This is a genomic window from Caldalkalibacillus salinus (assembly GCF_016745835.1).
GTDB lineage: Bacteria > Bacillota > Bacilli > Caldalkalibacillales > JCM-10596 > Caldalkalibacillus_A > Caldalkalibacillus_A salinus.
In genome coordinates this window covers 133,745-156,470 of record NZ_JAERVL010000004.1, presented here as the reverse complement: position 1 = coordinate 156,470, position 22,726 = coordinate 133,745, and the positions used below count along the sequence as shown (strand labels likewise).

19 protein-coding genes and 1 tRNA gene are annotated in these 22,726 nt (G+C 43.1%); 6 read left to right on the top strand and 14 right to left on the bottom strand.

Annotation, left to right across the window (positions count from 1 at the left end; genetic code table 11):
* Nucleotide 1 precedes the first annotated feature (1 nt).
* Both JKM87_RS04470 and JKM87_RS04465 read right to left on the bottom strand, forming a co-directional pair.
* Entirely contained in the window at nt 2-766 is a 765-nt protein-coding gene (locus JKM87_RS04470; protein WP_202078387.1) for a response regulator, read from the bottom strand.
* Nucleotides 741-2,501, bottom strand: a complete 1,761-nt coding sequence (locus JKM87_RS04465) for a sensor histidine kinase (protein WP_202078385.1) — start codon at nt 2,499-2,501, stop codon at nt 741-743. The genes JKM87_RS04470 and JKM87_RS04465 overlap by 26 nt, the downstream gene beginning before the upstream one ends.
* Nucleotides 2,502-2,714: 213 nt before the next feature.
* Between JKM87_RS04465 and JKM87_RS04460 the strand changes: the two genes are divergently transcribed.
* Nucleotides 2,715-3,896, top strand: a complete 1,182-nt coding sequence (locus JKM87_RS04460) for an ROK family transcriptional regulator (RefSeq protein ID WP_202078383.1) — start codon at nt 2,715-2,717, stop codon at nt 3,894-3,896.
* Between the two features lie 87 nt (nt 3,897-3,983).
* Here JKM87_RS04460 and JKM87_RS04455 read toward each other — a convergent pair whose 3' ends face one another.
* The 5 genes from JKM87_RS04455 to JKM87_RS04435 form a co-directional block, all read right to left on the bottom strand.
* Nucleotides 3,984-5,135 (bottom strand): endo-1,4-beta-xylanase, encoded by a 1,152-nt coding sequence (locus JKM87_RS04455; protein ID WP_202078382.1) that lies wholly within the window; start codon nt 5,133-5,135, stop codon nt 3,984-3,986.
* 241 nt (nt 5,136-5,376) lie between these two features.
* Nucleotides 5,377-6,660 (bottom strand): M56 family metallopeptidase, encoded by a 1,284-nt coding sequence (locus tag JKM87_RS04450; RefSeq protein ID WP_336885128.1) that lies wholly within the window; start codon nt 6,658-6,660, stop codon nt 5,377-5,379.
* Nucleotides 6,661-7,035 (bottom strand): BlaI/MecI/CopY family transcriptional regulator, encoded by a 375-nt coding sequence (locus JKM87_RS04445; RefSeq protein WP_202078380.1) that lies wholly within the window; start codon nt 7,033-7,035, stop codon nt 6,661-6,663.
* Between the two features lie 544 nt (nt 7,036-7,579).
* Nucleotides 7,580-7,676, bottom strand: a tRNA-Sec gene (locus JKM87_RS04440).
* 44 nt (nt 7,677-7,720) lie between these two features.
* Nucleotides 7,721-8,734, bottom strand: coding sequence for a GGDEF domain-containing protein (locus tag JKM87_RS04435; RefSeq protein ID WP_202078378.1), 1,014 nt, complete (start codon nt 8,732-8,734; stop codon nt 7,721-7,723).
* A 249-nt stretch (nt 8,735-8,983) separates the two neighbouring features.
* On the opposite strand from JKM87_RS04435, the gene JKM87_RS04430 reads away from it, so the two are divergent.
* Together JKM87_RS04430 and selB are read left to right on the top strand one after the other, a co-directional pair.
* Entirely contained in the window at nt 8,984-9,820 is an 837-nt protein-coding gene (locus JKM87_RS04430; protein ID WP_202078373.1) for an alpha/beta hydrolase family protein, read from the top strand.
* A 16-nt stretch (nt 9,821-9,836) separates the two neighbouring features.
* On the top strand, nt 9,837-11,762 hold the full coding sequence (selB, locus tag JKM87_RS04425) for a selenocysteine-specific translation elongation factor (RefSeq protein WP_202078371.1): 1,926 nt from the start codon (nt 9,837-9,839) through the stop codon (nt 11,760-11,762).
* 149 nt (nt 11,763-11,911) lie between these two features.
* Here the strand turns inward: selB and JKM87_RS04420 are convergent, their stop codons facing one another.
* Nucleotides 11,912-14,422: a transglycosylase domain-containing protein gene (locus JKM87_RS04420; protein ID WP_202078369.1), complete on the bottom strand. Its 2,511-nt coding sequence runs from the start codon at nt 14,420-14,422 to the stop codon at nt 11,912-11,914.
* A 396-nt stretch (nt 14,423-14,818) separates the two neighbouring features.
* Between JKM87_RS04420 and JKM87_RS04415 the strand changes: the two genes are divergently transcribed.
* Entirely contained in the window at nt 14,819-15,265 is a 447-nt protein-coding gene (locus JKM87_RS04415; protein WP_202078367.1) for a YtoQ family protein, read from the top strand.
* Here the strand turns inward: JKM87_RS04415 and JKM87_RS04410 are convergent.
* The 6 genes from JKM87_RS04410 to JKM87_RS04385 all read right to left on the bottom strand — a co-directional run bounded on the left by JKM87_RS04410 (nt 15,244) and on the right by JKM87_RS04385 (nt 21,167).
* A complete protein-coding gene (locus JKM87_RS04410; protein WP_202078365.1) occupies nt 15,244-15,801 on the bottom strand; it encodes a DUF84 family protein in 558 nt (185 codons plus the stop codon). The two genes, JKM87_RS04415 and JKM87_RS04410, sit on opposite strands and share 22 nt — an antisense overlap.
* 200 nt (nt 15,802-16,001) lie before the next feature.
* A complete protein-coding gene (locus JKM87_RS04405) occupies nt 16,002-17,321 on the bottom strand; it encodes a stalk domain-containing protein (protein WP_202078363.1) in 1,320 nt (439 codons plus the stop codon).
* Nucleotides 17,322-17,454: 133 nt separating this feature from the next.
* Nucleotides 17,455-18,525, bottom strand: coding sequence for a M42 family metallopeptidase (locus JKM87_RS04400; RefSeq protein WP_202078361.1), 1,071 nt, complete (start codon nt 18,523-18,525; stop codon nt 17,455-17,457).
* 276 nt (nt 18,526-18,801) lie between these two features.
* Nucleotides 18,802-19,452 (bottom strand): cell wall hydrolase, encoded by a 651-nt coding sequence (locus tag JKM87_RS04395; RefSeq protein ID WP_236838590.1) that lies wholly within the window; start codon nt 19,450-19,452, stop codon nt 18,802-18,804.
* 222 nt (nt 19,453-19,674) lie between these two features.
* Nucleotides 19,675-20,349 (bottom strand): 7-cyano-7-deazaguanine synthase QueC, encoded by a 675-nt coding sequence (gene queC, locus JKM87_RS04390; RefSeq protein ID WP_202078359.1) that lies wholly within the window; start codon nt 20,347-20,349, stop codon nt 19,675-19,677.
* 41 nt (nt 20,350-20,390) lie between these two features.
* Nucleotides 20,391-21,167 carry a 7-carboxy-7-deazaguanine synthase QueE gene (locus tag JKM87_RS04385; protein WP_202078357.1) on the bottom strand — a complete coding sequence of 259 codons (777 nt, stop codon included), beginning with the start codon at nt 21,165-21,167 and terminating at the stop codon, nt 20,391-20,393.
* Between the two features lie 121 nt (nt 21,168-21,288).
* On the opposite strand from JKM87_RS04385, the gene JKM87_RS04380 reads away from it, so the two are divergent.
* Together JKM87_RS04380 and JKM87_RS04375 are read left to right on the top strand one after the other, a co-directional pair.
* On the top strand, nt 21,289-22,401 hold the full coding sequence (locus tag JKM87_RS04380) for a GGDEF domain-containing protein (protein ID WP_202078355.1): 1,113 nt from the start codon (nt 21,289-21,291) through the stop codon (nt 22,399-22,401).
* Nucleotides 22,398-22,721: a PepSY domain-containing protein gene (locus JKM87_RS04375; RefSeq protein ID WP_202078353.1), complete on the top strand. Its 324-nt coding sequence runs from the start codon at nt 22,398-22,400 to the stop codon at nt 22,719-22,721. The genes JKM87_RS04380 and JKM87_RS04375 overlap by 4 nt, the downstream gene beginning before the upstream one ends.
* The last annotated feature ends 5 nt before the right edge of the window (nt 22,722-22,726 follow it).

Below are 22,726 nucleotides of genomic sequence, written 5' to 3'. Positions count from 1 at the left end.
GTTATATTTTCCTGAACCGACCCGGGGTCATCCCCTCGTAATCTTTAAAAATTTTGACAAAATATTTCGCCGTCTTATAACCCACACGTTCTGAAACGTCTTCAATTGTTAAATCTGTTGTGAGGAGTAAATGTTTAGCCACTTGTAAACGACTTCGGGCCACATATTCACTAAACGTCATTTGGGTCTGTTCTTTGAACAGCACACTAAAGTAATTGGGATTGAGGTGAACATGACGGGCCACCCTTTTCAAGCTCAAAGCGTCTTCAATATGCTCATGAATATAATCCGTTGCTTTACGAATACAGTCATGATCAGAGGATGCCTCTACATCGAAATCGACTAATCGACGGTCCACCACTTTTTCTAATTGATCTACTTTCGCGCGTTGAGAACCAGCTTCTAAAGCCTGCTCTACCGCCTGAATCAGTTTTCGTTTATTCAAAGGCTTTAAGAGATATTTGGTAACACCGTACTCAATCGCCTTTTGAGCGTACTCAAATTCGGAGTAAGCCGAAATGATAAGGACCACTGGTTGCCGCTTTTGCTGATTAATCTTTTCAAGCAAATCTAAACCGCTGAACTTGGGCATTGAGATATCGGTAATCAGCACATGAACCTCTTTTTCCTCCAGTATCGTCAGCGCGTCAATGGCATTCTCTGCACTCCATATATGCAATCGCCCTTCCGCCCAAACATCGATTGTCTTCCTCAACCCTTGGCGTGTCGTAGGCTCATCGTCAACGATAAGGATGTTCTTTTTCATCGTACTCCCCCCTGCTTAATGGAATGTTTATCTCACAGCAAGTGCCTTGCCCCGGTTTACTTGAAATATCAACACCTACAGAGCGATGGTTGCCATAATATAGCTGTAACCTTTTATGTACATTAACGATGGCCATACCATTCCCTTTGGTTGATACAGAGCGTCCCTGTTCTATTGCTTTTTTCATTTTTTGTTGTTGGTGATCTTCCATCCCGACACCATTATCTATGATCCTTATGCTAAGCGCATTAAGGCTAGGGACGTGTGCTACAATAATGGAGACTTTACCATTCCCCATATTCTCACGTATTCCGTGTACTAACGCATTTTCGACGAGAGGCTGAATAAGAAGCTTAGGTATCTTAACCGTTGAGTATCCTTCGGGGACCTTCAGTTCCCACTCAAAACGGTCACCTAACCTTAATTCCATTAGTTGTAAGTATTGTGCGATGTGTTGAAGCTCCTGATCGAGCTCTACCCATTCATCGTTTCCCATTGTATAGCGAAATAGTTCTGACATGGCAACAACATACTCAGCTAAAGCTTCCTCTCCATGTTCTTCTAATGCCCAGTAAAGTGCATTTAATGTATTAAACAGGAAATGCGGGTGAATTTGCGATTGCAAAGCTTTTAATTCGGTTTTACTACGTATAAGTTCCTTTTCATAAACAACTTGTATAAGATGGTTAATCTCCTCAACCATGTTGTTGTAAGTCAAGTTTAGTTCGTTGATTTCGACCGTAGCCGCATGTTCATTGTTGGTAGAGAGGTGACCCCCTTGCCCCTTTTTCATCGCCTCAATTAATCTCCGGATAGGCTTTGTGATTAGGGCTGATAGGAAGTAAGAAAGAATGGCAAATATAAAGAATCCTAATACGGCTGACACCATAATGACGTCACGAATAACACGGACACCTTCGGTCAAAGTATCCCTTGGTGTCAGAATGATAACGGTCCACCCCGTTATATCTGAGGTATGCTTTACGGCAATGTAACCGTTTTCAAGTTTTCTCAGAGATGAGGATTGATGGTCTAGAATAGCACCCACCATAACCGAATCAACTTCTGTTGTTGCCATCATAACATCCCGTGACTGATCGACAAGGATCATCTCCGTCCCGGGTGACAGAGGCTCCTTAAATTGAAGGTAATCTGGTGTCACCTGCGTCAATAAATAACCTCCACTTGTGAAATGACGGTCTATTAAACTCACTCTTCTAACAGCCAGAAAATGTGAAGGCATTTGGGGATCTTTTCCCACCCAGACCAGTCGCCCTCTTTCCTTTTCAGCTTGTTCGACCCAGTAACGAGGTAACCGTTCATCCAGAGACCCTGTGTCCAATGGTACTACTTTATCGAGATTCCTAGTATACAGCTCGAATGTGGTTAAACCATTGGTGTATACCTGTAAACGATGTATGGTTTGCATGACATGCTGCCGATCCACAAAGTGGAGTGTTTGACCTTCCTCAGCTTCTAAGAGCATACGTTGGACTTGTCGATGGGTGGCCACCTGTAAGCTCAGTTGATTGATCTGCTGATACAGTGAGTCCATCCTGCCACTGGCTTCTACGGCTGTCTGTGAAATTTGTTGTTCTGCATTGTCCGTTATCATATCAGAGACAAGATAATAGCTTGACATACCAACAATAACCAACACGAGGATCATAACGACCAAAAATGTCATTAATATTTGTTGGCGAAGGGTATGGCGTTGACGCAGATATCTTAACAACGTTACCCCTCCTTCAATGTCCCGTACTGTTACTTCACTCAGATTATAGCACCGCTCCACTTTGTTTGTCTATTAAATAAATAAAGTACTGTTTGACGACCATGATTTCCTTAATACCCAAATCAGCTTCCATTTGTTTCCCCTTTAAATTAAGTTTATAATAGTTGTTATTCATAGAATAACATAATATTCTACTACACTGGAGAGGTTATGATGAGATGGAATCAGCAAACTGTTAAACGAAATAATAAAGCACATATTTTCCACGTGATTAAAGAGCAAGCCCCTCTATCCCGTGCAGATATTGCTCAGCGGCTAGGATATAATAAAGCCACTGTTTCATCACTTGTAAGCGAACTCATCGATGCTGAACTGGTCTATGAAACGGGGCCTGGTGAGTCTAGTGGCGGAAGGCGACCTGTTCTTTTACTCTTTAACGACCAAGCGGGGTATGCCATCGGTATTGACATCGGGGTCAACTATGTTTTGGGGGTCCTCACCAACCTACAGGGCAAGGTCGTCTCGGAAGTTCATCAATGGTTAAAGACTACAGCATTTCCTGATGTCGTCGATCAGGTGAAAGGCATTATCGCCACATTAAAAAACAGGATACCTTCTTGTCCCTATGGCGTCATTGGGATCGGTATCGGTGTTCCAGGCATCGTAAGCAATGATGGTTCTGTTCTTTATGCCCCAAATCTAAAGTGGCGAGACACCCAGTTAAATCAGGCACTTGAGAATGAATTTCACCTCCCAGTCATCGTAGAAAACGAGGCGAATGCAGGGGCATATGGAGAGAAGCGTGCAGGGGCAGGTCAGTCCTACGATCATTTGATGTATGTGAGTGCAGGTATGGGTATTGGGGTTGGACTCATCTTAGACAACCAGCTATATAAGGGGCATAAAGGTTTTTCTGGTGAAGCCGGCCATATGGCGATAGACTTAAACGGCAAATTATGCAGTTGCGGGAGAAAAGGGTGTTGGGAGGCGTATGCCTCGGAGCAGGCTTTACTTGAGTCCGCTAGATTAAGAGGCCAACAATCAGAGGATATCACATTAGAGCACCTCCTATCATTAGCCAACCAAAAGGATGCTGACTCTATTTCTGTTTTTGAAAACGTGGGCTATTACCTAGGTTGTGGTATTGCCAATCTCATCAATACTTTTAATCCTAAACAAGTGATAGTGGGTAACCGTTTGGCCTTTGCTAGAGACTGGATTGAAGAACCGATTAAACACGCTATCCAAAAACAAGCGCTGCCCTTTCATCAGGAGGGTTTGACGATGACATTCTCAACACTCTCCATGCACTCAACGGCCATTGGGATGTCTGCCTTTGCCACTGAGCATTTCTTTAAGGAACAGGATCTTCTAGAAAACAATGGGTTTCATTAGGTTTGATCCCGGCAAATGCGTAAATGCGAAGCGGAGTAGACATTCTCTACTCCGCTTTCACAAGCATATGCGTGACCATAAAAGCCATTATTCCTCTGCAGCGTCCGTAATGGCCCAATAGGCCGGTTTTACCTTAAAATCTTCGCTGAACACGAATGGGGCATCTTTCCCGCCGACATCTCTAATGCGGTCATCTAGCCATGTATGGTCATCAGCAATCCCCCAAAACGTCACGTTACTAATTACATCCTTATTCTCCCTAAAGGCCTGGAATAAAGCACTGTAACGCTCAGCCTGCTGTAAAAGCACTTCTTCTGGAATATCATCTGTACGCTTATACTCTCCACTTGGCGGCCAAGGGTACACGCTCATGTCCAGCTCTGTGATTTGATTATCTAACCCGAGGTCGGCAAACATTTGTATGGATTCAAGAATAGACTCAATTGAAGGCCACATGATGTTAATGTGAGTTTGATGACCCACACCGTCAATAGGGATCCCTTTTGCTTGAAGCTCTTTGACTAAATCATAGAGATAATCTCTTTTCGGCGATTCATTCGTGTTGTAATCATTAATGTAAAGTTTGGCATCCTCTCCCCCATACTTTCGAGCTGTTAGGAATGCGGTTTCAATATAGTCTGTACCCGTTATTTGGTACCACTTAGACTCTCTTAACCCCTTGTCATTGGAAGCATACGGATCGATAACCTCATTAACAACATCCCAAGCGTCTACCTCATCTCTATAGCGTTTAACGACTGTTTTTATGTGCTCCTCTAACCGTTTCAGTAATAGCTTTTTATTTTTTTCCCTTTTCTTAGGGTCTGTTTCCTCTATCATTTCATTACCGTCTTTGTCTAAGAAAAACCAGTCTGGAACCTGACTATGCCAAACAAGTGTGTGGAATCTAAGATCCATGTCATTCTCCTTAGCGAATTGAACGATCTTGTCTGCCTCTTCCCACTGGAATTCACCTTCCCTCGGTTGCAGAGACACTGGTTTCATCTCATTTTCTGCGACAATACTATTGTAATGTTTCTTCAGCATTTCGCCATGGATGCCCTCAAGCTGGTAAGGCTCTACTGCAGCACCGATTTTAAAAACGTCTTCATAGACACTGCTTAAAGGTGTCACCTCTAACGCACTCAACTCTTCGTTAGCACCTGCCTGATTCATTCCAGCTAATGCTAAACTTAACACCAAACTTGCCGACAAAGCGACTTTTACAAACTTAAACATGCTTTTCCCCCTCTTCCCAAATAAATAAGTAAACAAGTGTATCCCTCCTGTTTCATTATTGGAAGGGTTTACATTTTATGCAGGTGTCAAGGTGTTCTAACCCTTAGGTTAAGTATAGCAAGCTTCACTTAGTTTGTACAGTAAACAAATTAAGTGGATGAATAAAAAAGACCTCGCTCTCCACTCTATAATGGAAATCGAGGTCTTTTAAGTGTCTTTCCATCTTTTTAATACCCTAAATTTATTTGATCTTTTCAATTACTTCTGAAGTGTAAATGCCGTCTTCTTTAGTAACCTGATTTTGTTCGTCCAGTGTAAGCTCTTCATAAGGAACCAAGTGATCAATATTTTCGACATAATACAGAGCCATTTCTTCTGATACCAATTCTTTTTCATCAGGTAGCAGAGCATCGTATTCATAGTAATGCGTTACCTTGGTGTTCTTGTTCAAAGCAGAGCTATCGACACTTTCCAAGGTTTGATTGTCATTTGATGATGTTTCATTTTGAACTTCAGGCACATTTTCGGAGGCCCAAATGGCTGTAGAGGTCCCAATAGTTCCAAAAGCAATGATTACCGCTACAGCCATAATTACTGTACGTTTTTTCATTTTTTTAACATTAAGCATCAAATCCAATCTCCTTTTTAATTGTTTCCCGTCGCCAGATAAGGAAGCGCAAAGGCGATCAGGGATTCCCTTTGTATCCTCCATCACGTTCAAGATTGTTGCGCCGTAGCGTTTACGCTCGGTATAGGACATTTCCTGCACAACTTCTTCATCACAAGATAACTCACACCACGTATGAATGTCTTTTCTAAGTATGTAAACAAAGGGATTAAACCAATGTAAGACGCTGGCTCCCAACGTGAATGCCTTGATCCACAAGTCTTTCTGTTTTAGATGGATCAACTCATGACGAATCACCATCCCCATGTCCACATCCCCGGTATGCTTTACAGGGAGATAAATGGTCGGTTTCCACAGCCCGACAAGAACAGGACTCCGAACAGCAGAGCTGTAGACGAGCTGGACGTTGCTTTGTATACCAAGAGTTTTCTTCATCAAGGTTAATTGCTTGGCAGCTTCGCTGTTTTCCGGTACGGGTGAACGGGTTTGCTGTAATGTCTTGTTAAACCTTCGATAACAATACACCTGCCATATGGCAAAAAAGAAAGCTCCTGTTGCCCACACGCTCAGAAAAACGATAGCTATATCAGCAGAAAGAATCTGTTCCGGTATAGCCACCGTGGTTATGTCTGGCAGCGTTTGTTGTTGGCTCGAAGATAATTCCGGCAACGGGACAATCATCGTTTGCTTCGGAATGAAGAGGGGCCAAAGCCATTGCAGAACAAAAGCCACGGGCAAAAGATAAAACCCTACGGCCATTTTTCCAATTGAATATCGCCATTTCGTGGACAAGACGCTTGGTGAGATCAGCCGCAACAGAAGCATGCAAGCTACAATGGTACTTCCTGCAACTGATAAGGAAACGAACAGTTCCAAAAGTTTACCTATATCAATCACCTACTTTTCCGCGATCCATTGCTTCAGGTCTGCAATATCTTCATCCGAAAGCTTGTCGCCGTCATATAAGGCTGCGAATAAGTTTTTTACCGAACCTTGGTATAACCCGTCTAATACATGTTGCGTCTCGGCCAGTTTATATTCTTTCGGCGAGACCAAGGGCATATACTTGTTCGTTCGGCCATGCCTTGTAGCTTCCAGCGCCCCTTTGTCCACCAATCGCGATAAAAAGGTGGAAATCGTCTGTGCTTTCCATTCCTTGCCCCGCCCAGCGAAAATACGCAGCAATTCGGTCGATGTGACAGGCGGATCACATTCCCAAATCACCTCCATGAGTTCCATTTCCGTCTCTGAAAACTTTTGAACTTGTTTCACGGGTGTACACCTCTTTACTTCTCGTTATGTGTCCATAACGATTTTACTACTACGTATTGTAGTGGTTTAATATTACTACATCCCGTAGTAATATGTCAAGAGAAGCTATGCTTGAACTTAACTACATGATGTGGCTCCTATGATGAGCTTCAAAACTGTGATCTGTATTTCTCGTTGGGTTTAAGACAAATAATCTTTTTTATCGTTTTCATCTAATGGGATTGATTTCACTCAATAATAGAAACGATAGTTGATCTGAACATAAAAAAACTCCTTTGGTATTGAAATGCACCAATATCTCAAAGAAGTTTAGGGCTGTTTATTTCGATGTATCGATATATGTATGGCGGGAGCGCATGGGAATACTCCCATTTTCCTTTTTCCAACTTCCTTCGCTTCCGCTCAGCTAGCGGACAAATGGGACGCGCGACCTTCCTTTGTTGACTCTCTCTGATGATGCGGTCGGTCGAACCCTCGTGCTGGCTTCTCATCCCATGCGCCATAAAAAAAAGCCCCTCTAGGGCTGTTTTTATCGAGGTATGTATGGCGGGAGCGCATGGGAATCGAACCCACCAGGGACAGCACGTGCCCCTCAAGCGGTTTTGAAGACCGTGGCGAACACCAGTTTCGCATCCGCTCCCTTATTGACAAGCAATTAATATTGTATAAGATTTAACATATGAAATCAAGTGTTTTGATTAACCGAATAAACAGCGTAGGTATTTTTTCCTTGGCGTTTTGCTTGGTACATGGCTTGGTCCGCCCTCTTGACTAAAATTTCTAGGGTTCGTCCATCTCTAGGGTATAGGCTAATGCCAATACTTGGAGAGACGTATATGCTTGTCTTTTTGATATTAAAAGGGGCTTCAAATGCACGAAGGAGTGACTGAGCACGTTGGGTAGCTGCTATTTCTTCTGTCTGATCTAGTAGAATAATAAACTCATCTCCACCGAAACGCGTAACGACACCTTCATCCCCAATACAGTCTAACATACGGCGTGACACTTCGCGTAATAATTGATCTCCTGCGTCGTGTCCAAACGTATCGTTCACTGTTTTAAATTGATCTATATCAATAAATAATAGGGCACACTGCTCTCCTAACTTCCTTGCATTGTGCAGGACATTCATCGCTTGATCTTTGAAGTAATGTCGATTGGGTAGCTCTGTTAAAGCATCATAATATGCAAGATAGCGCATTCTTTCTTGGGCTTCTTTAAACTCAGTGATATCATGAAAGACGATGACTGCGCCCCCTTGTTGTGCTTGAATGTTGTTAAGGGGTCTACCATTCATTAATAATGTCGACTGCGTTCCGTCATTCTTGGATATCGACTTGATCTCCACATTTTTGATCGATTCGCCCCTTAAGGCACGTGACAAAGGGAGGCGATCAAGGGATAACGGCTGGCCCAAATGATCGATAAAATCATGTGACCTTTGACTTTCGTCCAGTATATTATTAAGTGGCACGTATGGAGTCGCAGCCTGATTGTGGTATATAATATTGCCATCGACATCGCACGCAACAACGCCTTCTTCCATGTTTTCAAGTAAGGTTTCTAAAAATGCTTCCGTTGTCTTGTTCTCGTCTTCCCGGATCGTCACAAGGGTCTTCAGTGTGCGATTCTCAAGCAAGAGATAAACGCAGGTGCCTGTTAACATCATAAAGGCGACGTATATTAAGATGTCCCACATGCTGCTCCCCCATTTCTTTGGTGCGACTTATAGTATCATTGTAATCTAGTGCGTAAGGACAATCACGTTAAAACACGTTGTTTTACGATGCCAATGACTGGTAATTTAAATTGATAACATTTTAAAATATGTACAAAGCTTGTTAGAATAGAATACGATTGAAATCTCATTTTGTTTCTATAATTGTGTACATAATCGTGATAGATATGTGAACAAAATAAACATTTATTTAGAAGGAGGTAAAAGAGTATGGCCATTCCTTTTGAGTTACAGTTGGATACTGATAGAGTGGTACGCGGGGACCTTTATCCTGCTCGCGGTTCTTCTAATGGAACCATTGTTGTCTGTCACGGGTTTAAAGGGTTTAAAGACTGGGGATTTTTCCCACATACAGCCCAACGTTTATCGGAGGCATTTGATGTTATGACATTTAATTACTCTCATAATGGTGTTGGACCAGATCTCACTTCTTTTTCAGAGCTGGGAAAATTCGCAACTCAAACATACACTAAAGACCTCGAAGACCTGGACACACTGATCACACACATCCGTGATCAGTCCCTGCCACTTAAACATGCCGATCCCCCTTCAACGGCGTCTATCTTCCTCTTGGGACACAGCAGAGGCGGTGGCATTGCACTTCTATATGCATTAGATCACCCTGACACCGTGAACGGTGTCATAAGCTGGAACGGTGTGACTCATGTTGATCTCTTAACGAAAGAGATGAAAGAAGAGATGCGTCGGTTTGGTCGAACTTATGTGGAAAACGCACGGACGAAACAACAAATGCCTCTCGATCGGGTGATCCTAGAGGATATGGAGAAAAATAGAGATAGATATGATATTCTCCAAAGAATTAAGTCGATGACCTGTCCTGTTATATTGGTTCAAGGAACTGAGGATATGCCCCGATTACTGGATGGATCCAAACAATTAGTGGCAGCGAATCCTAACGTACAGTGGGTGAAGATAAAGGATGGTCAACATACGTTCAATGCGGTTCACCCTTTTGAATCTGAAACAGCGCCATTAAAAGAAGCCATTGAAACGACCGAACGATTCATCATGAACACGTTAGAATAGAAAAGGAGTCATTTGTATGACACAGGAAGCGATAACGGAACAACATTATACTTTAGGTATAGCCGGGCATATAGATCATGGTAAATCAACACTGACAAAAGCCCTTACAGGCAAAGTAACGGATCGATTAAAAGAAGAACAGGATCGTAACATCTCAATAGAGCTAGGTTTTGCTTCTTTCCCCTTATCTAACGGTAAAAATGTGGGCGTCGTCGACGTGCCTGGACATGAGCGATTTATTCGTCAAATGGTGGCCGGTGTCGCAGGCATCGATATGGTCTTACTTGTTATTGCCGCTGATGAAGGGGTCATGCCTCAAACCAAGGAGCATATTGATATCTTAAATCTTTTGGGTATCAAACGCGGGCTTATCGTTCTGACAAAGGTTGATGCGGTAGACGAAGAGTTTCTAGAATTGGTCAGGGAATCTGTTCGAGAAGAAACGGCTCATACCTTTCTACAAGAAGCTTCTATTCACGAAGTGGATAGTCTATCCGGTAAAGGGATAGACCTGTTAAAACAGGAAATTGAAGCTTACATGGCCCACGTCCCTGCTCGCCCGATTCATGGTATTGCCCGTCTACCTATAGACCGCGTTTTTACCAAGAAAGGGTTCGGTACTATAGTGACGGGGACGATGTATCAAGGAAAAGTCAGTGTGGGAGATGAGTTGGACCTATTACCGTCTGGCAAAAACGTCAAGGTAAGAAATATTCAAGTACACGACCAGCCAAGAGACAGTGCTTACGCTGGGCAACGCGTCGCGGTTAATATATCCGACGTGCACGTTGACGACGTCCATCGTGGTGATGTGCTTGTGACAAAAGACACGGTGGAACCCACTCAACGCATCGATATTGAGCTAAAAATTTTAGACGACCTTGATTTTGAATTGAAACAACGTAGCGAAGTTCGTCTACACATAGGAACAGCTGAAGTGCTGAGCCGATTAATATTGTTTGACCGAAATGAGTTACAACCCGGGGACACCTGTTACGCTCAACTAGAATTAAAGGAACCAATCACGACACTATTTGAAGAACGTTTCGTCCTTAGGCGTCCCACTCCGATGACAACCATCGGTGGCGGGAGCGTCATTGACCCCTACGCGACTAAACACAAGTTCGGAGCGGATACAATTGAGCAGATTGCGATGAAAAAAGAGGGGGATATCGGGGCGCGTGCTGCTCATGTACTAGAACAATCAGGCGTCATACCCCTTAGTGAACTGACACATCAGCTCGGTGTATCTCAAAGCGATTGGGAGCAAGACATCTCGTCTCCTGAGGAAAAAGGATTAAAACAACTGGACGATGACAAAGGACAACAAACCTTACTCACAACCTTGTCATTTTGGGAAAACATATGGCAAGGCATCCAAGAGGAACTTGATAAGTACCATAAGAGATACCCATTAAGAGAAGGGATAGAACGTGTCCAGTTACAAAAGCGTTATTTCAGCAATCTCGCGACAGCACAGTGGAATCTGGTCTTGAAGGTGGCTGAACAAGAGGAAAAAGTGGCTATTAAACAAGAGCTCGTCTCTTCACATGGGTTTACAGCTGTACTGAAACCTAAAGATCAAGAGATATGGGAAAATGTAAAAAGCCAAATGGACAATAATCCGATCGAGGTACCCGTTTGGTCATCTTTATTACCTTCAGATATGCCAGCAGAGCGACAGGAGGACTTACAACGCTTGCTACTGCGCAGAGGAGAGGTTGTCTCGTTAGGCGAAGATCGCGTGCTTTACACCCCGATCTTTGAAAGACTGGTCTCTGACCTTCAAAAGCAGACGCCTGAAACGTTCGCGATCGCAGACGTTAGACCTGTCTTCAATACGTCACGTAAATACCTCATCCCGTTTCTAGAAGCTCTCGACGCTCATGGTTATACCGTCAGACGTGATAATGAGCGTACATGGCGCTCGAATAGCGAATAACGTATGCTTGCTTCATTGCAGAGATGCGAGAAACCACACATCAAAACAATGAGAGCATAACAAAAACAAGGTGCCTCCCCTGTTGGGAGATCACCTTGTTTTTTTGGTTAGTTTCTTATAGTGAGACAATCACGGCGGTATATGACTGATTAAGCTGCATCTTCGCTTTGGGCATCATCGTCATCATCTACATCGTCGTCACCGTCATCTTCTACATCTTGGTCGTCTTCTCGAGACGCCTCCTCATCTTGATCATCTTCATCGTCACCATCTTCATTTGAAGGCTCTTCGTTTCTTCTGTTTTCTTCATCTGTTAGTTCAGTTTCTTCTTTTTTTTCGTTTTTTCTTTTTTTTTTACCTTCTTCTAGATATTCTTCCTCAAGATCCTCTAGCCATTCATCATATTCGTCATCATCGTCGTCATTCCCTCTTTCACGACTCATACTCACTTGTGCAACGTTAGAAGGTGATCCTTCTCGACCGGTTGTAAGGTCGTAAGGGACAACCTGATAATCGGGCAGGTTCATGATATTTACATTCTCATCCACCCACTGTCTGCCTTCTATAAGTTCTTCTCTGCGCAAATCAGCGAGTAACTCACGGTCATCGCCGTTCATCCTGTAAATCTTATACCCCACTCTTTCATCACTGTTAGGTGTGAAATCTAGTGTCACTGTGACACTAAAGTTGTTATTCATTGATAAGATAGCTTGTAAGTCACTCATTTTTTCGAATCGTACAGGTGGTACTAACTCATCTACGCCATCAGGTCTTACAAACTGTTGCGGACTCTGACCATCCAATGCTTGAGACATCACATGGTGGAATAGTCTTGTTGGATGCTGACTGCCACCTGATATGATTGGTGTCGCGTCATCTTTTCCTAACCAAACCGCTGTGACATATTGTGGTGTGTAACCGACAAACCAAGCATCACGGGCATTTCCTGAACCATTAGGGTCCTGAGTTGTCCCCGTTTTACCCGCTACATCGTGTGCCATCTGTGCTCGCCTTCCTGTCCCTTCATCCACAACATTCTTCAGCATGCGCGTCATATACCATGCCGTTTGCGGACTAATGACTTGCTCAAACTCCATTTCATTGTTCACGATGACATTACCATTACGGTCTTCGATTCTATCAATCAGATACGGTTCCATCATGACACCATTATTGGCGAAAGCCCCGTAAGCTCTAGCCATTTGCATCGGACTGACCATGACGTTTCCACCACCGAGCGCCATTCCCAGTTCACGTTCGGCTGGATCAAATCCGAAGGCTTCCACGTATTCCGTCCCCATATTGATGCCAATTTCATTCAATAGCCATACGGCAGGGACATTGTAAGATTGTTCCACGGCCTTCATCATTGTCACATCTCCGTGGAAACGATGATCATAGTTTTGAGGTGCATATCCGCCAAAGTCCATTGGTTCATCCTTAACGAGATCATAAGGATTCCATCCAAGTTCAAGTGCTGGTGCATAAACAGCCAGAGGTTTAAACGCTGATCCTGGTTGTCTACCTTGGAAAGCTGAATTTACCGTCGCTCTATTCATGTCACCACGCTTATTATTTCGCCCGCCAATGACAGCTGAAACAGCACCTGATTGGTGATCAAGCATCACCATACCGCCTTGTACGACCCCTTCTGAGTTAGCCCCTTCAGGGAACAGATCTGTGTGCGGGCCATCTGTGCGAAAAGCGTCATACATACTCTGTTGAGCTTCGGCATCCATTGAGGTATATATTTTATATCCCCCAGTTAAGATTTCCTCACCTGTAAGATCGTATTTCTCCTTAGCCTCATCAATGACCATATCAATATACGTGTTATAGGCAGGGTTGCCACTGTCTCCTGGCTCCGCTATGTCAAGTTCTGCTTCGGCAGCTTCTTTACGTTGTTCTGCTGTAATAATGCCTTGGTCATACATCAGGTTTAAGACAACCTGACGACGTTGCTCACTTCTTTCTGAATTCTCTTCACGAACAGGGGCATAGGAGTTAGGTGCCTTCGGTAACGCTGCAAGCATCGCTATTTCGCTTAACTCTAAGTCCTGGACTTCCTTATCAAAATACATGTCCGCAGCTGCGGCAATGCCGTAGGCGCTACCATATTTTTCATGCCCACCAAAGAAGATATAGTTTAAATACATTTCTAGTATTTCATCTTTGGTATAACGTTTTTCTAAGTTAACGGCAATTAAAACCTCTTCAGTCTTTCTCATCAGTTTTTTCTCACTAGATAAGAAAACATTTTTCACGAGCTGCTGAGTAATCGTACTACCTCCTTCCACTGCGCTTCGAGCTAGTATATCTCGGTATAAAGCTCTGGCAATGGATCGGAAGTCCACCCCACTGTGCTCATAGAAACGCCGGTCTTCCACTGCTACAAATGCCTCTTTTAAGAGATCAGGCATTTCTTCTAAAGGAACATATTCTCGATTTTCCCTAAATATTTTACCGACTTCTTCTCCTTTTCTATCGTATAACGTGGTCGCTTGACGCATGTTTTCTAGCTTTGATTCATCAACGTGATAATTTTGTGTAAGGATAAGTCCCATAAAGCCAATGACAGCTAAACATGCCAAAAATGCTAGACTAACGCCAATAATAGCGATCCATTTCCAGTTTGGTTTAAACTTTTTATTTTTACTCATGATGATTCATCTCCTGTTTTTTAACATATAACGAGACTATCAACGATAAAGATAGACGACCCTATATTATTATTTCGTTAGATAAATGTCGTTTATGTCAATCGTCCTATAATAAATTCTCAAGCCCTTTAATATTAACGCATGAATAAGGCCAAAGTTGCAAGTGATCACACCTAATTGTATTAAATTGGAAAACGAATTTGAAAAAGGTCAACGTATGTCCCCCACAATCCCGTCTATCCCCTCAGCTGGTACTGTTCAACCTCACCTTAGCGTTTATTAAAAAAATCTCTTGAAGGGATTTTAACAAAAAGATTGAAAAAATGATAGGACGGGTATGATGTTAACGAGTCTAGGACTAATAAACCAATCATAATGGAAATGGAGGAATGTTATATGAAATTAACCGTATACTTAGCTGGACAAATTCATGACGACTGGAGAAGTGAGGTCAAAAAACTGGCTGAAGAGCACCATTTACCCATAGACTTTGTAGGACCAATGGAAAACCATGACCGTTCCGATGACATTGGTGAGGAAATACTAGGCCAACAGCCTAACCCTATTTTAAAAGACGAAGCGGCTTCTCAAATTAATAACTTACGTACACAAGTCCTTATGAATAAATCTGACGTCATCATTGCCCTTTTTGGCAAGACGTATAAGCAATGGAATACAGCCATGGATGCTTCGACCGCTATAACGTTAGGTAAGCCCCTTATCCTCATTCGCCCTGAAGAGCTACATCATGCCTTAAAGGAAATCTCAAACAAGGCCCAAGTTGTTGTTCAAACGCCGCAACAAGCGATTCAAGCTCTTTCTTACATCTTTGAGACGGCGTAATGACGTTTTTGGCCTATCAGTAAGCCTACAACCTGGGCAAACATGCTGGAGCGATCGAGCGATCCGTGACTGAGGATGCCAATCGCTCCTTCATTTTTCCTCACTTCAGTCTTCTGAGCGTATAGGTCAATCACTTCCCCTAATTCTTTTCCACTTATTATGCCCTCAGCTACAACGTCGGGTAGTCGAACTCTAGCCCCCGATGCGAGGTACCATTCATCATGCTCATCAAGCATGGCCCCCCAATTACAAAGAAACAGTCCTTGACTCGTGTCCTGAACGCCTCCCTCTAAACCGATACAAATCCCTTGGGCATACATGCTTCGTAAATGTCGGCAGCGGTTCATCGCTCCCTCTATCGTTTCCTCATCCGACATGGGCTGAGAGGAGACATCCGAAGAGACATCTTCACCCTGTATGTGCCACGCCTCTTGGCTATTAGACCATAATCCCCCTGGCGTTTTCTGAACCTGCTCTATTGTCATTTCAACTGCTTTTATTTTTGTAGGATTTAAACTACCAACATATATATGCATCATTGTCCTCCATTAAAGTGTGTGTGGTTCTACTGTGTTTTTTATATTGTCTCCTTTTACTACTTCACTTAGAAAAGATCAGGATCATGCTTCCTCCTGTATAAAATGGATTGAGCCTGCCCTGATCTTTTATTTAAAAATGAAACTAACCATAGTCTAGCACATCTCTGTACTAGAAAGTTGGCCATTTTTTATCCAAGTCATGATGACTTGTGCAGTGGCACTGTTTCATTCATTTTTTCTATATGTTCATCTGTCATCCCTGGTAGAATCCAGAACCCAACCCCTTTGAGGTCATAACGTTTAGAAAGCCCTATCTTATGCGTTGTCGTCTCTGGCGTTTCATAGATGACGTTAATGCCTAACACAATCTTTTCAGCTGGTACTTGTTCTAACGTTTGCTTGATGCCCTGGTCGACCATCGTCATCGGTTCTGGTAAGCGGTGGTCAAGCCCGTCTCCCCGCGGGTTGTAGTCATAGGCCATGAGATAGATCGCATCAACCATGTCCGCTACCTTAGCATACTCATATCCACTATAAACATTATTAGGTGGAGGTAATGCTGTAACCACTTTCAGATCATGTTGTTGTGCCTTCTGTGTCAGTAACGATATAAACGCTGTGTACGCTGTCTTAAGACTGGCTTGTTCTTCTGTATCCTGGATGCCCTCGAAGTCAATAAGGATGCCGTCTAAACCCTTTTCAACGCTTCTCTCTACCATACCGTCAATGGCCGTTTGTGTATTATTAGCATCCTCTAGAATTGCACTAACCTCGCCCCTATGTTCGAAAGCAGCGACCATTAAATATGCTTCTCCGCCCTGTCCTTGCCCAGAGGCGATAATGTCCTCTGCACTTGCATCAGGGTGCGGCTGGGGCCAAAAATATTCGTTATCTTGTTCACGCGACGTTATCCACTCGCCATCAGTGGTGATCCTTGACCAAGTATAGGCCATCCCGTTAAACATAGGAACATAATGTCTTTTTTCAAATGATCCTAAACCATAAAAAGCCATGGTATACATATCCCTTGGAGGCGATTGAATGTATACGGTTTGATTCTCTCCATCCCACTTCACTGTGGCGCCAAACACTTCTACAAAGAAGCGTAAAGGAATAAGTGTATGTCCTTGATCTACAATAGGAGCAACGTCTAACTGTAATTGCTCTCCATCCACTTGAGCTTGTGACTGGCCAATTGTCAACGTGACCGTTTTCTCGTACCCTTGGGCATTAATCGTTCTCGTCTGTTGGTCCCAGCGAACATCGACGCCTATCGATTCCGCTAGCTTTCTAAAAGGGACCATCGTATGTCCACCTCTGTCTGTATAAAGCATTCGGGGCTCTACAGCAAAAATGAGTGGATATTGATCCAAATAAACATTCATTTGTGTTTGCGCCTGCCCTTGTGAAGTTGGGAGCAATAATGACACCACGAGTAACAAAGCCAACCCGAGCTTACTCATTTGACTCACAAATTCTATGCACGAATTCTTATTGAAGATAAGTTTCTGATTCACCAATTTGTTCTCCTCTCCCTTGAATGTCTTCCAACCATTATTGACGCAGCAGAATGGAAAAAGTTGCATAAAAAAGGCTGTTGACTCCTAATGGTCAACAGCCTTTTAGTCTCTCTTGTGTCCAAGCGAAATCTTATCCTTTTTTAATCGTTTCTACTGTCGTGCGATCCATCTTCTTCACTAATGTGATGAGTAATTGCTTTGCCGCTTCGTAGTCGTCTACATGAGCAATAGAAGCATGACTGTGTATATAACGGGCACAAATGCCAATGACAGCAGAAGGTACACCACTTTGACTCATATGAACACGCCCGGCATCCGTTCCGCCTTGCGATACGAAGAATTGATATGGGATGTCCTCGGTATCAGCGGTATCCAGGATGTAATCGCGTAGTTCTTTATGAGCAATCATAGAGCGATCGTAGATTCTGAGAAGGGCACCTTTCCCTACCTTGCCGAACCCATCCTTTACACCTGGTGCATCATTTGCAGGCCCGGCATCTAAGGCGAAGAAAATATCCGGTTGAATCATATGAGCCGAGGTTGCCGCCCCTCTTAAACCTACTTCTTCTTGTACATGTGCGCCTGAGTAAAGGACATTCGGTAATGACTCGTTTTGTAATGCCTGTAATAATTCAATCGCTAACCCACATCCATAGCGGTTATCCCAGGCTTTGGCCATAATTTTCTTCTCATTAGCCAAAGGGGTAAATGGACACACAGGTACGATTTGTTGTCCAGGACGAATGCCGATACGCTTAGCGTCTTCTTGGTCGTCTGCCCCTATATCAATGAACATATTTTTAATGTCAGTCGGCTTCTTTCGTTGTTCTGGTGTAAGGACATGTGGCGGTACAGACCCGACGACCCCTTCCACAGGACCATTGTCTGTGATAATCTGCACACGTTGGGCTAATAGAACCTGGCTCCACCATCCTCCTAACGTTTGAAAGCGTATGAAACCTTGTTCTGTGACCTGGGTTACCATAAACCCAACCTCATCCATGTGCCCGGCCACCATCACTTTCGGGCCATTATCATCCCCTCTTTTGACTCCGAAGACGCTACCTAGGTTATCTTGAATAATCTCATCGGCATACGGGGACAGTTCTTCCTTCATTATATTTCTCACTTCATGTTCAAATCCAGGTGCACCTGGTGCTTCAGTTAACCTCTTGAATAGTTGGCGTGTTTGCTCTTTCATATTAATCTCCCTTCTCTATTTGAGCTGATCAATGTCAATCCTATGTACACTCAAACCTATTTACAGGTGGCCCTTTTGCATGACCACATGTTATGAAAAACATGACGCTAGACATCTTTTCCCCATTGTATATGTGGTAAGTGTGCTATATACTCCATTATAAACAAACTATTGCCACCTAGCATACATATAAAGCACAAAAAAGCCCAATAAAGATAATTTATCTTCATTGGGCAGGGTAAGATTCATCGAACAAAAGGTTAAGAATTAAAATATTTATACGGCAAAAATGTGCTTGCCTATGGTTTTAATTTGATCTCTTGACCATATCCAACTTGACGTGGCAACATCAGGGTTAAAGTAAAATAAAGCCCCTTCTGATGGGTCCCACCCTCTTATTGCGTAATAGACAGCACGATAGGCTTCTTTATCAGGTGCTTGATAATACTGCCCGTCATCGACTGCTGTAAAAGCACGAGGCTCAAAGATAACGCCTCTCATGTTATTTGGAAAGCGATCATCATGCAGTCTGTTAATAGCCACAGCCGCGACAGCGACCTGACCTTCAAACGTTTCACCTCTCGCTTCACCATATACAAGTTTGGCTAACATTTCAATTTCCTCTACTGTAAATGTGACTTGTCGTAGCGCTTGCCACGTCCTAAATCCAGTTACACCATCAACCACTAATCCTTGCTGATGCTGGAAGCGGTAGACAGCCTCTTTATTGTGTGGACCAAATTTGCCGTCTAAGGGTTCTTGATAGTGACCGAGTTGCTGCAGACGATGTTGTAGGTCCCATACATAGCCCCCAACATCTCCCTCTTTTAATTCAGGTGCAGCTTCCGCTACTTGTGTTGGCATTGTCAATCCCAATCCAACTGTTAATATGGCAACAACAATCATTGTTTTTATTTGATGAGTCAAAATAATAACCCTCCCATACGTTTCATGTTATTTGCAGCAGGGCATGTACCATGCTTATACTTCACACAGCTCACTCACATGACCTTCAAGGTAGAAAAGTAAATGAATGTAAATTATAGCAAGTATAAGTATACGCAGGGATGCTTCGCCATTCAATAGGAACCTAGTGGGAGGGTAACCATTATTTTCATTGGTATATCTGTCTTTAGATTTGTCTTTCGGTTAACGAGTATGGTAAGCGATAGGGTCTGTAAAACCCGCTTCCTCAAACCCCTTTAGCCGCAGTCTACAACTATCACATTCACCACAGGCGATCTCCTCACCCTTATAGCATGACGTTGTGAGATGATAGGGGACGTTAAGCCTTATACCTGTTTCTACCGTCTCAGCTTTCGTCATATGAATTAACGGTGTCTCAATGGATAAGTGTTGTCCCGTCGCACCAGCCTTAGTGGCCAAACGAATTGTGTTTGACATGCTATTGATGAACTCAGGGCGGCAGTCTGGGTAACCGCTATAATCTACGGCACTAACCCCAATATAAATTTTTTCAGCTCCGATGACTTCCGCGTAAGCTGTGGCCAGAGATAAAAAGATTAAGTTACGAGCTGGCACATAAGTGGTCGGGATGTCTCCATCTCCCCCTTGTGCAGGTACCTCAATTGATTCATCGGTGAGTGCACTTCCACCGATATCATTTAAAAACCTCACATCGACGATCCGGTGGTCATTCACCTCGTAATAAGACGCAACCTGCTCCGCCTGTTGGACTTCCCGTTCATGTCTTTGTCCATAATGAAATGTAATAGGATACAGGTCATACCCTTGTTCATGAGCGATGCCCATACACGTCGTACTATCTAATCCCCCGCTCAATACAACGACTGCTTTCTTCACTTTTAACTCTCCTCTCGTATTTAGTCTCTATATCATTTCTTTTAGACCCCACGTTGATCTGGGTCCCAGATCACCTTGTGTAGTTGCATATTAACTTTGACATAAGCTAAATCCTGTTCGAGAACTTTCTCTACCAGTTTTCTAGGTGGCATCGTTTCCCACACTGGACTCATCAACACTTGTCCTTGATCATGGTGCTCATGTATGACTTTCCTTGCAATCTCAAAATCCTCATCTGAACCGATCACAAACTTGATCTCATCTTGACGCGCTAACACATCAAAATTCTCATGAATCATGCGCTCCATTTCCCCACTGTCCGGGAGTTTGTAGTCCATGACAAAACGGACCTTATCTCTCCACAGTGGGTTTGCACTGCGGATTTTGGCAAAGGGACGAATATCAATGGCCCCGTTCGTCTCAATGTGAATATCTTGTATATGCGGCAATTCAGCTAGATGCTGTATCAATGCTGCTGATTTTTCACGGTGTATAAGCGGTTCTCCCCCTGTAAGGCATATGTGTTGACTCGAATAGGTAGCCACCTGACGCACAATGTCATCTAAGCTGGCTTCAAATTCTGGCTTTGCAGGGGCATAACTATAAGGTGTATCACACCAAGTACAGCGTAAATTGCAATGGAATACGCGTACAAATACAGTAGGGAAACCAGCCTTCATCCCCTCTCCTTCAACCGTTTCAAATATCTCAACCATCGGGATTTTCCAATCCTTAGATTCCTGATGAGGGATGGCTTGCTTTTTCCACACTAATTCTGACAGTCCCGTTTCTGACAATTGGGTGTACTCCTTTCTCATGAAATTCTCTCCAAAATTTAATGCTCAGACTGGTATAATAGGTTATACTTATTACTGATAAAGTCGTGTTATCGTTAGGTAAACAATGTGATGGGTTTCACGGAAGGAGGCGGGCAAAGTATTGAAAGTACATGAATTAGATTCCCTAAATATCAAGAAGTGGAATAGACGAATCATTAACAACCTATGGCTCATTTTGCTCATATCCTTCTTTGTCGCCAATGTTAATCTAATTTTAACGACCTACGATAAAGTCAGTTTTATCATCAACTATGTTATTTTACCTAGTGTTGTGTTGTTTGTCATATTACTCATGGTCGAAGTGTTCACGCGACTGTTATCCCCGCAATTGAATTCTTATTTTATCATATTTTTTAGTGGGGCCATAGCATTTGCCTTGGTATACCATCATTACAGTGTCAAAGGCATTGAAAGTATCTTTTTGCTACCCATATTATTCTCATGCATTTATTTTAATCATCGCAAGGTACTCTATGCGTCATTTATATCTCTTATCTATTACAGTGCGTTATTGTTTACCCATCCTACATGGATGCTCGACGTCACACTCACACATATTATTTCCATGGTGTCCATTCTCTTCTTCGGTGGGGTCATTGCGCTTAACATCATGATTCGTGGCGTTGAACTGTTGCGTCATCTAGAAGATTCTATTAAATCCTCTGAAGAATTGATGATTTCTAAAGTGGTCATTGAAAAAGTATCCAAGACTGATGCGTTAACCGAAGTTAACAACCACCGTGCTTTTCAAGAGTATACGGATTACTTATTAAGACATGCCCATGAATCAACGCTTCATCTGGCCGTTTTAGATCTAGATAATTTTAAAAAAATTAACGATACATACGGGCATCAAAAAGGAGATATTGTGCTCAAACAAACGGCAAAAAGACTGAAGAGGCATGTGAGCCATGATGATTTCGTAGCAAGGTATGGCGGCGAAGAATTCGTCATTGTTTTCATCGATAAACAATCAGAAGAGGTATACGAGGCTTTAGAAAAGATAAGACAGGAAATAGAAAGCATGTCACTAGATAATGTTGCAGAGCAAATCACAATCAGTATTGGGCTGCATACGTATGAACAGAACATGAGTAAGGATGAGTGGTTTTCAGGTGCTGATAGCGCCCTATACGAAGCGAAACAATCAGGTAAAAACAAGGTTGTCGTTTATAAAGCTGTTCAACAGCAACGAGGAGGTTATGCAGGATGAAGTTAGGACGATTTCTACTAGGTGTTGCAGCCGGTTTAACCGCTAGTTATGTACTTAACAGAGCAAGTGAATCTCAGTATGTCAAGCCGGAGAAAATTGTACAAGAGATCAAAGGCAAGTATAAGCATAAAATGGAGATTGTCGGGAGCTGGATCCACGTAGAGCCTATAAGTGAAGAGCGCAGTGGTATCCACTATCACGTCTATCAAGGTGGACTGACCGGTATGGTTAACGATCAGCCCGCCTTCGTAGAGTTCAAAGTTGATGCGGATACGGGGACGATATTAGAAGTGGAAACGGACCAAAAAAATGAACAGTAAGGCCT